Source organism: Rhizobium sp. ZW T2_16 (genome assembly GCF_044987325.1).
Classification (GTDB): Bacteria; Pseudomonadota; Alphaproteobacteria; order Rhizobiales; family Rhizobiaceae; genus Neorhizobium; species Neorhizobium cellulosilyticum.
This window is the reverse complement of the sequence record NZ_JBJDRG010000001.1, coordinates 945,642-958,315: the sequence shown is the minus strand read 5'-3', so window position 1 is coordinate 958,315 and position 12,674 is coordinate 945,642. Positions and strand designations below refer to the sequence as shown.

General features: G+C 58.5%; 12 protein-coding genes. 6 read left to right on the top strand and 6 right to left on the bottom strand.

Going from position 1 to position 12,674, the window contains the following annotated elements; genetic code table 11:
* Position 1: 1 nt before the first annotated feature.
* The 3 genes from ACI3K0_RS04730 to ACI3K0_RS04720 all read left to right on the top strand — a co-directional run bounded on the left by ACI3K0_RS04730 (position 2) and on the right by ACI3K0_RS04720 (position 3,351).
* The gene (locus tag ACI3K0_RS04730; RefSeq protein WP_404945002.1) at positions 2–160 is read left to right on the top strand and encodes a hypothetical protein; all 159 of its coding nucleotides are present in this window, start codon (positions 2–4) and stop codon (positions 158–160) included.
* Between the two features lie 12 nt (positions 161–172).
* The gene (locus ACI3K0_RS04725; protein ID WP_148143458.1) at positions 173–1,627 is read left to right on the top strand and encodes a glutamate synthase subunit beta; all 1,455 of its coding nucleotides are present in this window, start codon (positions 173–175) and stop codon (positions 1,625–1,627) included.
* Positions 1,628–1,845: 218 nt separating this feature from the next.
* On the top strand, positions 1,846–3,351 hold the full coding sequence (locus ACI3K0_RS04720) for a DASS family sodium-coupled anion symporter (protein ID WP_148143460.1): 1,506 nt from the start codon (positions 1,846–1,848) through the stop codon (positions 3,349–3,351).
* 55 nt (positions 3,352–3,406) lie between these two features.
* Here the strand turns inward: ACI3K0_RS04720 and ACI3K0_RS04715 are convergent, their stop codons facing one another.
* On the bottom strand, positions 3,407–4,603 hold the full coding sequence (locus tag ACI3K0_RS04715) for a GDSL-type esterase/lipase family protein (RefSeq protein ID WP_404945001.1): 1,197 nt from the start codon (positions 4,601–4,603) through the stop codon (positions 3,407–3,409).
* A gap of 58 nt (positions 4,604–4,661) precedes the next feature.
* The gene (locus tag ACI3K0_RS04710; RefSeq protein WP_148143464.1) at positions 4,662–5,879 is read right to left on the bottom strand and encodes a lytic murein transglycosylase; all 1,218 of its coding nucleotides are present in this window, start codon (positions 5,877–5,879) and stop codon (positions 4,662–4,664) included.
* Positions 5,880–6,079: 200 nt separating this feature from the next.
* On the opposite strand from ACI3K0_RS04710, the gene galU reads away from it, so the two are divergent.
* Complete coding sequence (gene galU, locus ACI3K0_RS04705) at positions 6,080–6,970, top strand: UTP--glucose-1-phosphate uridylyltransferase GalU (RefSeq protein ID WP_183821085.1); 891 nt, start codon at positions 6,080–6,082, stop codon at positions 6,968–6,970.
* A gap of 102 nt (positions 6,971–7,072) precedes the next feature.
* Here the strand turns inward: galU and ACI3K0_RS04700 are convergent, their stop codons facing one another.
* Complete coding sequence (locus ACI3K0_RS04700) at positions 7,073–8,356, bottom strand: sugar MFS transporter (RefSeq protein ID WP_286193988.1); 1,284 nt, start codon at positions 8,354–8,356, stop codon at positions 7,073–7,075.
* A 373-nt stretch (positions 8,357–8,729) separates the two neighbouring features.
* Positions 8,730–10,289: an outer membrane beta-barrel protein gene (locus ACI3K0_RS04695; protein ID WP_404945000.1), complete on the bottom strand. Its 1,560-nt coding sequence runs from the start codon at positions 10,287–10,289 to the stop codon at positions 8,730–8,732.
* A 146-nt stretch (positions 10,290–10,435) separates the two neighbouring features.
* On the opposite strand from ACI3K0_RS04695, the gene ACI3K0_RS04690 reads away from it, so the two are divergent.
* Positions 10,436–11,431 (top strand): SIS domain-containing protein, encoded by a 996-nt coding sequence (locus tag ACI3K0_RS04690; protein WP_148143472.1) that lies wholly within the window; start codon positions 10,436–10,438, stop codon positions 11,429–11,431.
* Positions 11,432–11,442: 11 nt separating this feature from the next.
* Positions 11,443–11,808 (top strand): DUF4440 domain-containing protein, encoded by a 366-nt coding sequence (locus tag ACI3K0_RS04685; protein WP_404944999.1) that lies wholly within the window; start codon positions 11,443–11,445, stop codon positions 11,806–11,808.
* 6 nt (positions 11,809–11,814) lie between these two features.
* Here the strand turns inward: ACI3K0_RS04685 and ACI3K0_RS04680 are convergent, their stop codons facing one another.
* Together ACI3K0_RS04680 and ACI3K0_RS04675 are read right to left on the bottom strand one after the other, a co-directional pair.
* Entirely contained in the window at positions 11,815–12,096 is a 282-nt protein-coding gene (locus ACI3K0_RS04680; protein ID WP_394353634.1) for an Atu4866 domain-containing protein, read from the bottom strand.
* 77 nt (positions 12,097–12,173) lie between these two features.
* Positions 12,174–12,665 carry a carboxymuconolactone decarboxylase family protein gene (locus ACI3K0_RS04675; protein ID WP_404944998.1) on the bottom strand — a complete coding sequence of 164 codons (492 nt, stop codon included), beginning with the start codon at positions 12,663–12,665 and terminating at the stop codon, positions 12,174–12,176.
* Positions 12,666–12,674: the final 9 nt, after the last annotated feature.

Sequence of the window (12,674 nt, the reverse complement as noted above, 5' to 3'; positions counted from 1 at the left end):
CATGGCTCTCGTTCATCGACTGGTTTCGGTGGGCATCGCGGTCGCTGTGTCAGCGGCCGCATTCTTCGCGAGCGGCAATGTCGCAATAGAGTTTATCGTGCTGGGGGCGGTTATGGGTTTCGCCTACTGGTACTGGGGTCCTTCGGGTACCCTGCTTTGAAGAGGGAATGACATGGGCAAGGTAACGGGTTTCATGGAAATCGACCGGCAGGTGGCGAAGTACCAGCCTGCGTCGGATCGTATCCGCCATTTCCGCGAATTCACCATTCCGATGTCGGATGCGGAAGTAACCAAACAGGCTGCCCGCTGCATGGACTGTGGCATCCCCTATTGCCATGGCCCGACCGGCTGTCCCGTGCATAACCAGATCCCGGACTGGAACGATCTGGTCTATAACAACAAGTGGGAAGAGGCGATCCGCAACCTCCATTCCACCAACAATTTCCCGGAATTCACCGGCCGCGTCTGTCCCGCGCCGTGCGAGGAAGCCTGCACGCTGAATCTCGAGGATGCGCCGGTTGCGATCAAGACGGTTGAACAGGCGATTGCCGACAAGGCCTACGAGCTTGGTTATATCGTGCCGCATCCGGCAACGGTGAAGACCGGCAAGAAGGTTGCCGTTATCGGTTCGGGTCCCGCTGGCATGGCGGCTGCACAGCAGCTTGCCCGCGCCGGTCATGAAGTTCATGTCTATGAGCGCGAGAGCAAGGCCGGCGGCCTGCTGCGTTACGGCATTCCGGACTTCAAGATGGAGAAGAACTTCATCGATCGCCGCGTCGAGCAGATGACCGGCGAAGGCGTTACTTTCCATTACGGCGTCAATATCGGCGTCGACAAGAAGGTCGAAGAACTGACCGCCGAACACGATGCCGTCGTCTATTGCGGTGGTTCGGAAACTCCGCGTCCGGCCGGCATCCCCGGCGCTGACCTGCATGGTGTCTATGATGCCATGCCGTATCTTGTGCAGCAGAACCGTCGCATCGGCCGCGAGAATATCGACAGTGTCGCCTGGGCGGCCGAACCGATCCTCGCCGGTGCCAAGCATGTCGTCGTTGTCGGCGGTGGCGATACGGCGTCAGACTGCGTCGGTACGGCTTTCCGTCAGGGTGCCGTCAAGGTAACCCAGCTCGACATCCGTCCGCAGCCGCCGGAAAAGGAAGACAAGCTTGCTGTCTGGCCCTTTTGGGCGACCAAGATGCGCACTTCTTCCTCTCAGGCTGAGGGCGCTGTCCGCGAGTTTCAGGTCGCGACACTCGAATTCATCGGCGAAGACGGACAGTTGACCGGCGTGCGTTGCTGCGAAGTCGACGAACGCCGCAAGCCGATTGCCGGAACCGATTTCATCATTAAGGCCGATCTCGCCTTCATCGCCATCGGATTCTCGGGCCCGCTGAAGGAAGGCGTGCTGAGCGAACTCGACGGAAAGCTCGATATCAATGTCGACCGTCGTGGCTCGACCAATGTCGTTGCCAACGAGCGCGACTACAAGACTTCGGTCGACAAGCTGTGGACGGCAGGTGACGTGCGCCGCGGTCAGTCGCTGGTCGTCTGGGCGATCCGCGAGGGCCGTCAGGCGGCCCGCGCCATCGATGAAGCTTTGATGGGAAGCTCTCTGCTGCCGCGCTGATATCGGCCTTCGAGCATTTTCAAGTCATCATGATCGAACCAGAGCCGCTACCTTCCCGAAAACCGGGTAGGTGGCGGTTTTGTTTTGTCTGTATCTCATGGTGCCGTCACAATTTTGCAAATTTGACCAACGTCAAGGGGAGGGTGGCCGGATCGTGTAACGCCTTGTTCGAGGGGCCTTGATAAACATCAAGGCTCTGGACACCCGAGGACAAGTTAATGCGCTTCAGTATTCCGGCTATTCTAAGTTATTTCAGGGACATGGTTCCGTTCCGAATCATTCCGGCGATCATCACGACGGTTTTTTTGTTCACCCTTCTGGCTATCCCGGCCCCTGCTGGGCTGGATGAAAACGGCTGGAAGATGCTGGCCATCTTCCTGACCACGATCCTGGCGATCATCCTCAAGGTCATGCCGATCGGCGTGATGGCGCTGATGGCGATCGTCATCGTCTCGCTGATGCAGGTGACATCGCCGAATTCTAAGGGCGCCGTTGCCGATGCGCTCAGCAGCTTCGCCAACCCGCTGATTTGGCTGATCGTCATTGCGGTCCTGATCTCGCTGGGTTTGAGGAAGACCGGTCTGGGGCGTCGCCTCGGCCTCGGTTTCATCGCGCTTCTCGGAAAGCGGACGATCGGCATCGGTTACGGTCTGGTTTTCTGCGAGTTGATCCTAGCGCCGTTTACACCGAGCAACACCGCACGTGGCGGCGGCATCATCCACCCGATCATGAAGTCGATCGCCAATGCCTTCGATTCGGATCCGGCAAAAGGGACGCAGGGCAAGGTCGGCACCTATCTGGCGCTGGTGAACTATCACGCCAACCCGATTTCGTCGGCGATGTTCGTCACCGCGACCGCGCCTAACCCGCTGGTGCTCGAATATATCGCGAAGTCGACCGGCGGCGCGATGCAACTGACCTGGGTTACCTGGGCGCTGGCCATGTTCGTGCCGGGTCTGGTCGCGCTCGTGGTCATGCCGCTCGTGCTCTACATGATCTCGCCGCCTGAGCTTAAGCGCACGCCGGATGCCGTTTCGTATGCCAGGAAGGAATTGGCGGCGATGGGGCCTCTGTCGGGCAAGGAAATGGTGATGATCGGCACTTTCGTCATGCTGCTGATCCTTTGGGCCAACGTTCCGGCGATGATCTTCGGACCTGCCTTCACGCTCGACCCGACCGTGGTCGCAGTGCTCGGTCTCTTCGCTCTCCTGATCACCGGCACGATCAACTGGGATGATGTGCTGTCGGAAAAAAGCGCCTGGGATACGCTCATCTGGTTCGGTGCGCTCGTCATGATGGCCGACCAGTTGAACAAACTTGGTGTGATCGGCTGGTTCTCGAACGGCATGAAGGACATGATCTCGCATGCAGACTTGAGCTGGCAGATGACGGCCGCGATCCTCGTGCTGATCTTCACCTTCGCCCACTACATGTTCGCCAGCACCACCGCGCATGTCAGCGCCATGATGCTTGCCTTCCTCACCGTCGGCGTCATGCTGATCCCGGCAGAATACCATGCCGTCTTCCTGTTGATGATGGCAGCCTCGTCGTCGATCATGATGACGCTGACCCACTATGCGACAGGCACATCGCCGATCATCTTTGGCAGCGGTTACATCACCATGGGCAAGTGGTGGGGCGTGGGCTTCATCATGTGCCTGGTCAATCTCGTCATCTTCGCCGCGGTCGGCGCAGTGTGGTGGAGAGCGCTCGGCTACTGGTGATCCGTCAGCACCGTGCGAGACTGGACATTACAGGCGCCGTAAATGGCGCCTGTTCTTATTGTGTCTTCGAGATCTTGTAGTTGTCGATGCGGCCTGCGGGAGCCGGGTCCATTTCGCCGCGCTTGACCAATCGCTCGCGCGGGGACTGGGTGAGGCTGTTTGTCCTCGGGACCGCTCCTAGCAGTTCCTTGCCGCCGTCGAGGTCGGGGTCGGATAGGCTGATCGGCAGCGCGGGGAGCGTCTTGTTGGGATCCACCGGCAGATTGAGGTCCGGCAGTGTGCCGGGTCCCAGGTTCACCAGTTCCGGGCTTGCCATGTCGCCCAGGTGGCGGCGGGCAAGCTTCTCGACATAGAAGGCCAGTTTCTGCTTGCCGGCTTCGGTAAAGGTAATGCCATCTGCTCCACGCAGACGGACCTGCTGGCCGTTCACGTCGGAGCCGGTCAGGATGAACTTGCCGTCCTCGTCGACGAAACCATCCCAGATGTCGACGAATTCGCCGCCCACGTCTTCCGTGCGTGCACGGTAGATGGCGTTGAGCTTGGCGGCATCCGCCATCATCGACGGCGACTGGAAAGAGGGCAGGCCGACCCAGAGCAGCGGCAGCCGGCGGCTGGTCACGATGCGAGCGACCTCCGATACGCGTCGCCGATATTCGGCAAACCACGCGTCTGTCGGGAATTTTTCCCTTGCCCCCGAGGTCATCTGCTGGCGATCGTTGGCGCCGATCATGACGACGACCATCGCCGGCTTGGCCTCGGTGATGATGCCCGGAAGCTCCTTCAGCCAATCGTAATGATCGTCTCGAACGAGGCCCGAAGAGCCGTCGCTTCGGGTGAATACGGCGACGCCGGGAGATGCTTCAAATGTGGTCTCAAGCTGACCGCCGATATTGCCGGCGAAGAAATCACCGACCACGAGGATCTTGCGGGCATCTTCCAGTTTCGCGACCGGATCGGGTTTAGGCGGTGCAAGTGGGATCGGAGGCCGTGGAGCGGGCGGTCTTGCAGCGCTTCGGTTGCGCTCCCGTCGCGGAGCCGTCTCGATGATCGAGCCGTCACGTCGGTTATAGCGGACCGGAGGCTCTTCCCGTTCGTAACGGGGCCCGCCGAAAAGCAGATCAAACAGGTTCCGGCGTCTTACCGGTTCCTGTGCTCCGGCCGAAACGGGAAAGCTGCCGGCCAAGAGAGCAACCGTCAGCACGCCGCAACCAACGCGCTGAACAAGGTTTTTCTTCATGGGGTCAATAAACATCGTTACGAATCCCGACGGGCTATCATGATCACAAATCTTGCGCCCGCTGGATCACATGTCAACGCAGGGCGCGCAGCAGCGATTGCGATGGCTCGCCGTCTTGGTTCATGCCCAGTCTTTTCTGAATCGCGGAAATCGCGGCCTTGGAGCCGGAGCCGAAATTGCCATCGACTTCGCCGTCATAATAGCCAAGTTCCTTCATGCGGCTCTGCAGTTCAAATTTTTCCCTGATATCGAGCGTGCCTTGTGGGCGCGGCCATGACTGTTGCATGCCGCCATAACCCGCGATCTCGTCGGCAAGAAGCCCGACGGCCAGAGCGTAGCTGTCTGCCGCGTTGTACTTCTTGATGGTGTAGAAGTTTTTCATCATCAGGAAGGCTGGTCCGTTTGAACCGCCCATCAGCTTCAGCGTCGCACGATCCGTACCGCGCGGGAAACCCTTGCCGTTAGGGCGCACAAAGCCGAGTGCGGCCCATTGGGCAAGCGTCTTCGTCTGGCCTTCGTATCTGCCAGCGCCCGATGGAAGAACGGCCTCGTAACCCCATGTCTTGCCGGTAGTCCAGCCGTTCTGGGCGAGAAGGTTGGCGGAGGTTGCCAATGCATCGGGGATAGAGTGCCAGATATCGCGCTTGCCGTTGCCATCAGCATCAACCGCGTAAAGCAGGTAGCTCGTAGGAATGAACTGCGTATGGCCCATGGCGCCGGCCCAGGAGCCAGTCAGCTGCTTTGGCGTCACGTCACCTGCCTGCAGGATCTTCAGGGCGGCGATCAGCTGGGTACGGGCGAATTTTGCTCGCTTTGGATCCGCCCACGCGAGTGTGGCCAGTGCCTGTGGCACGTGATGCAGCCGTTCCGGCTTTTCCAAGACTGCGCCGTAATTGGATTCCATGGACCAGATGGCGAGCAGGATGTTCTTGTCAACGCCGAAATGGCGCTCAATGGCGTTCAGCGTGGCGCCATGGCGAGCGGCCATCTGCCGACCGATCTGGACGGTGTAGGGATTGACGCGGCTATCCAGATATTCCCAGATCTGCGATTTGAACTCGGGCTGGTACTGGGCCTTCTGTAAAGCCTCCGGGTCCGGTTCATTGATGCCGGCAAAAGCCTTCTGGTATGTCGAACGCGTGATGCCACTTTTGGCTGCGGTCTCGTAGAAATCTGCAACCCATCTCTTGAAGCCCGCATCGGCCTGAGCATTTAATGGCATCATGGCCGTCGCGAGACCGGCTGCAAGCAGGAGGGCGAAGCTACGTGAGCGGGTGCGGAATCTGGTCATCGGCAGTCGTATCCATTCCTTCATGCGCCGTTCATGGCGTGTCTGGTATGCGGCTCAACGATGTCTTAACGTAATAGAGTCAACAAATTCTTTACCATAGATCACGGGTTCGTGGGAGCCTTTTGCGAAACAGTAGCAATTGCACACTACAACCCCGAAGGTTTCATATCCGCACAATGAAGTGCATTCAGGAGGCATGAGTGTCTGAACAGCGTAAGATCCGCAAAGCAGTTTTCCCGGTGGCCGGACTCGGCACGCGTTTCCTTCCGGCGACCAAAGCCGTTCCGAAGGAAATGCTGACTGTGGTCGACAAGCCGGTCATTCAGTATGTGGTGGACGAAGCGGCTGAGGCCGGCATCGAGCATTTCGTTTTCGTCACAGGTCGCGGCAAGGGTGTCATCGAAGACTATTTCGATATCCAGTTCGAACTGGAGCAGATGCTGCGCGAGCGCAACAAGAATGCCGAACTGACGCTTCTTTCGCATATCCTGCCTAAGGCCGGCACGGCGAGCTTCACTCGCCAGCAGGTTCCGCTCGGTCTCGGCCATGCCGTGTGGTGCGCCCGTGACATCGTTGGCGACGAGCCTTTTGCAGTGCTGCTGCCCGACATGATCATGTCATCGGAAAAGAGCTGCCTAAGGGGCATGGTCGAGCTTTACGAACAGACTGGTGGCAATGTTCTCGCCGTCGAGGAATGCGATCCGGAACAGGCGCATAAATACGGGATCGTCGGCAAGGGCGCTTCCGTCGGCAATGGTGGTTTCAAGATCACCGAGATGGTCGAGAAGCCGGCCAAGGGCACCGCACCTTCCAACTTCTTCATCAACGGTCGCTACATCCTGCAGCCTGAGATCTTCAAGATTCTGGAGACCCAGGAGCGCGGCGCCGGCAATGAGATCCAGCTGACCGATGGCATGCTGGCCTTGGCGAAGGATCAGGACTTCGCCGCCTATCCGTTCACTGGCGAGACCTATGACTGCGGCGCCAAGGACGGCTTCATTCTGGCAAATCTCGCTTTTGCCCTGCAGCGCCCGGATATCCGCCCGGCCATCGAAGGCCCGCTCAAGGCGCTTGCTGCCAAGCTGAAGTAATCCCGGCGAAAAATACTTCAAAGAAAAAGCCCCCGCGAGATGTCGCGGGGGCTTTTTCGTTTGTCGAATGGCGGGGCAGAAGCCCCGCCAGCATCTTCGCTATCAGACGGCCTTGTGGCCCTTGATGCCGTAATAGAAGATGTAGATGTAGCAAAGGACCGGCATCAGGAAGGCGAGGTGGATACCGATCGTATCGGCAAGAGCGCCCATGATAACCGGAACGATCGCACCGCCGACGATGGCCAGGCAAAGGATGCCCGAGCCCTGGCTGGTGTGACGGCCAAGACCTTTCAGCGCAAGGCTGAAGATTGTCGGGAACATGATCGAGTTGAACAGGCCGATCGCGAGAACAGCCCACATGGCCAGCTTGCCGCCGGCAAAGACCGTTACCAGGAGAAGAACAGCTGCCAGAACGGCATTGAAGGCAAGTGCCTTGCCGTCCTCGATGTAACGCATGGCATAGGCGCCGATGAAGCGTCCAACCATTGCGCCGCCCCAGAAGTAAGCCACATAGTGAGCTGCTTCTGCTTCCGGCAGGTTGGCGATGGTCGGCTCGGCAAGGTAGTTCACCAGGAAGCTACCGATCGAAACTTCGCCGCCGACATAAACGAAAATGCCGATCGCGCCGAGAACGAGGTGGCGGTAGGACCATGCGGAGGCGCGTTCGCCACCTTCGGTTTCAACGGCTTCCTCTTCGATCTGCGGCAGCTTCAAGGCTGCGAAGATTGCCGAAAGCACGAGGAAGGCAATCGCCAGAAGCATGTAAGGGAAGCGAACTGCATCGGCTTCTTCCAGGCGCAGCGTTTCCAGTTGTTGACCGGTAGCGGTGGCGATGTCGCCGGTTGCTGCCGACAGTATCAGGAAGGCGCCGAACAATGGAGCAACGGTCGTGCCGAGCGCGTTGAATGCCTGAGTGAGCGTCAGGCGGCTGGCTGCTGTTTCCGGTGCGCCGAGTTCGGTGACGTACGGGTTCGCGGCGACCTGAAGGACTGTTACGCCGGATGCGAGAATGAAGAGCGCACCGAGGAACAGGCCGTAGACGCGGTAGGCGGCTGCCGGGATGAAGAGGGCGCAGCCGATCGCGGCGATCAGCAGGCCAACGACGATACCCCATTTATAGGTGATGCGCTTAACCAGCGCACCCGCTGGCAGCGATACGATGAAATAGGCACCGAAGAAGCAAAGCTGAATGAGCATCGACTGCGTGTAGTTCAGCGAGAAGACGTTCTTCAGATGCGGAATGAGAATGTCGTTCAGGCAGGTGATAAAGCCCCACATGAAGAACAGCGACGTCAGTGCAATAAGAGCGAACTGATAATTGTTGGCGCCGGCCTTGGAAGACTTCGTGCTTCCGGCCTTTGTGCCGTTGTTGGTAAGACTAGCCAATTTGAAACCTCAAACTTGCGCCATGCGGCAATGCTGCATTGCGGCAAAAATATGCCGAATGGGCCGCTATATGCTGCATCTGCTAACAGATGAAAGAGGTGGGGATCAGGAAACAGCGATATTTCACAGTTCACTTCCGGCTTGATATTGCTGGGCAGCCTTTTAACCATTGCATTTCAAGCATGGGAAACATGATGTCTAAATGTTTGCGCGAAACATTTGTTCATAGGCTTCGAGATTGCGACAAGATGCGACAACTTGTCGTTATGCCATAATTCGTCTGTTGAGCTTTTGCTCATTCTATAGGCAAACTCCAGTTATGGGAGTTGCGACGTATGCTCATCATGCATCACGCCTGTTCACGGAAATGTGATTATCGCCGCAGGGTCAGCCCTATGCCAGCGCGAAGAATGTCCTGATCGGAGCCGCCCCCGGTCGTTGTTTCGTATTCTACGTCGCCGGTCATATCCAGATATCGATTGATACTCCATGTCAGGCCTGCTCCGGTAATCCAGGTGACATTGTTGTTGCCGGATCCCTGAAAATCGCGAAGCGTCGCACTTCCCGTCAGGCGGGCGACGAGATGATCACGCATCTGGTGAGCGAGAGCGGAACTCAGCTGATACTCCGCCCACCCGCCTTGGCCTGCTGCAGTCGAATCCTGGACAGTGCTGCGAAGCCCGATATTGATGTCAGTGCCACGGCGCGGTGACCAGCTGACGTTGCCGTCTGCGGTAAAGGCGTCCACCGCATCCAGCCGGGAGTCCTCATAGGCCACGCGTTGATATCCGCCTGCCAACTCTCCGCGCAGTTTTTCACCGAAATCGAACGCGACGCCGGCGCGTGCTGCATAATTGTCGGAAGAGCGTTCATAACCGGCGCTGTCGCGTCGGCGGTCGTAGGACGTATGCCCAAGTGCCACTTCGGCGAAAGGAATGATTGCCGGCGAAAGCTCGTATCCAAGGCGTAGACGTCCGTCGATGCCGGTGCGGTCTCGATCCTTCATGCTGAAGACGGAGCCATCGGACAGTTTCGCATCCGTATACACATTGCGGCTGGCACCGATGGCCGCCAGGCCGTGGACGCGCCCCACCTCACGTTCTATCGAGGCCTCGGTCTCGAATTGATGGACGCCTGCCTGTTCGGAGGCATTGCCGACTGCGTTGGGGTCCGCGACATCCTCGCGTTCGAAACTGTAATTTCCGGTAATATGTGCAACTGTATCGTCGGCAAGATCCAGCCGAAGATCGGCGCCGATCCGTGCGTTCGGATCGGCGTTGTTCTGGCTACCGTTCAAATTGCGTTCGTAGACGCCCTGACCGGTAATCGTCAGTGCGTGGCGAGACCAGTCGGAGGTCAATGTGCCGCGTATGCCAGTTGCAAGATAATTGCGTGTTTCCTTCGAGCCGTGATCGCGGATCACTTCCGTATTGATGCTCTGATTGACGGATGGACGGAGAACGAACGTGCCCAGACGCATGCCGGGCGCGTCAGCGCCCTCGCGGTACCGTTCTTCCCATTGTGTCCGGTCCAGAGGCCCCGGGTCGTCATCTGCCGGCTGGTCGTATTGCTGATTCAGATCCTGTTCGACAGGTTGGTTCAGGTCATCATTCTCAGCGGTATTTTCCGGCCGGGCAGGTCGTTGCGTCGCTGGAATAGCGGTGGGATCATAAAGGTGGGACGCGCCCTGATCGATATCATCCTGCGTTGTCGGTGTCGGCCATGTCGCCGTTGGGGCACCGCCCGTAACACTTGTGGTTCCTGCTGTTCCGAACTGGCTGTCCGGAAGGCCGGGCAGGGGAGTGGTGTTGCTTGAAAAAACACTCTGAGCATAAGCCGGATGGACGCCGGACACAGCAGCCACTGCGACGACAAAGCCTAAAGCCGTCCGCCGCCCGCGTCGAGCCGTACCTGTCAGAAGCGTTTTTTTCATCGAATGCCCGGCAACCATAAATGCTTACCCAAATGTAAATCACTGTGGTTAAGGATTGGTTGAAATAGCCGGCCGGTAGTGGATGGACAAAGGACCGCGCCGAAAGCCGATGGACTTGAGGCGGAAAAGGGACTAATCCTGCCGCCATGATCAAGCGCGCATTACAACTTGTCGAACATGACGTCGTCGATTCCGCCTTGCGGACAATTGCTTTCGGACAACAAGGGCTTAGCGCTCTTGAGGAGACTCTGAAGGATAGCCTTGGGCCAGCCTTTCGACAGGCTGTGGAGACAATTGGCGCAATCGATGGTCGAGTGGTGATCACCGGTGTCGGCAAGAGCGGGCATATCGGCCGCAAGATTTCGGCGAGCCTTGCCTCGACCGGTACGCCGTCTTTCTTCGTTCATCCCGTCGAGGCAAATCATGGCGATCTCGGCATGATTGCGCCCGGCGATGTGGTGCTGGCCTTGTCGTGGAGTGGCGAGACTGCCGAGTTGCAGGGTATCGTCTCCTTCACCCGTCGCTTCTCCGTTCCCCTGATCGCGCTGACCTCGGGCGAAACATCGACGCTTGCGCGTGAAGCAGACATCGTGCTGTTGCTGCCGAAGGCGCAGGAGGCATGCCCGCATGGATTGGCGCCCACAACGTCTACGCTGATGCAGCTCGCACTCGGCGATGCGCTTGCCGTGGCCCTGCTTGAGGCGCGTGGGTTCTCTGCAGCTGATTTTCGCGTCTATCATCCGGGCGGCAAGCTTGGCGCTATGCTATCTCATGTCAGCGACCTGATGCATACGGGAGATCGCCTGCCGTTGGTGAACAAGGGCGCGTCGATGCCTGATGCGATCCGCGAGCTTTCTGCCAAGCGGTTCGGCTGTGTCGGCGTGATTGATGATGAGGGACGTATCTGCGGCGTCCTGACTGATGGCGACATCGCCCGTCATCTCGATGGCAATCTCGGTACGATGATCGTTGACGAAGTCATGACGGCCAACCCGAAAACGGTCGGCAAGACGACACTTGCGACGGCTGCCATGGCGCTTCTCAACAAGCACAGTATCGGTGCTCTTCTGGTGGTCGACGAGGAAAAGCGACCGATCGGTATCGTGCATTTCCACGATCTGTTGCGGGTCGGAGTGGCCTGAGGTCGGACTCGTTGCTGGATCTTCAAGCCCATCTTCATGCTCTCGAGGTGGCGCTTCAGACGAAGGAGGTGCGGTCTTCAAGGGCGCGTCTGCTTGAGATCCTCGCGCCGGATTTTCGTGAATTCGGCCGCTCTGGCCGGTCTTATGGTCTTGTGGAAATCCTTGCAGGTCTGACGACTGAGGTGACGGTCGCAAAAACGGCCATCGAGGATTTCGCCATATCGCTTCTGAGCGAGGAAATTGTGCTCGCGACCTATCGCGGTATCCGCTTCAATGATGACGGGATCGAACTGCGGACCAATCGCAGTTCGATCTGGCGCCTGGAAAAGGATGGTCGCTGGCGCATGGTTTTTCACCAGGGCACGCCAGCGGCCTGAGCGTCTTCATTTCTCCCGGTAGAATATCATGCCGCCGTGATGCAGGACGTCTTTTTCCACGAATGTCCCGTCGGCGGTAAAGCCGGTATCGTCCCAGTAATCAATATGAGCGCCGGTCACGACATAACGGCCCTGATATGCGCTCTTCCTGTTTCCCCGGGCCTCGTCATAACGACCGGTGGGCAAGAGCTCCTGGCGTATCCGGCCATCGCCGGTTACCCACATGCCGAGATAGGGGTGGTTTTGGGCTTGCGCCTGAGTGCTCATGCTATTCTCTGCTTTTGCCATATGGACAACCGCGCCAAGCGAGGTGGCGGTGGCGATGATAATGCCGACAATGACGGCAAGGGGGTTGTTCAAGATCCTCATGGACGAGCCTCACCGTTTTCCACTTCGTTCACGGCGCGTCTTTCCTCGAATAGCTGCGAAAGCGTCTGTGATGCGGCAATCGCCTTGGGAAAGCCAGCAGGGACCGTGACCATGTAGATGAGTTCCTTCAGTTCTTCTTCGGTCGCACCGATATTGAGCGCATAGCCCGCGTGGACACGCATCATGGCCGTCTCCCCGATGGCTGCGAAGGCTGCCACCGCCGCCAGCTGCCGCGTCCGGTTATCGAGGCCGGGGCGCGCCCAGACATCACCCAGTGCATAAGCCTCGGTTGCCTCCGCAAGGAACGGGAATTCCTGCCGCATGGCTTCCAGATTGGGCTGGGTCTTCCCGTTGTTGAGTTCGCGGATTACGGCTGCGCCGCGTTCACGCCTTTCCTCGGTCGTCTGTCCGAATGCCGGTTGTGAGGCAAGCCCCAGAAGGGCAATTGCGCCGGTAGTGGCGACATGGGATCTGATCTTTTGAAGCATCACTATCTC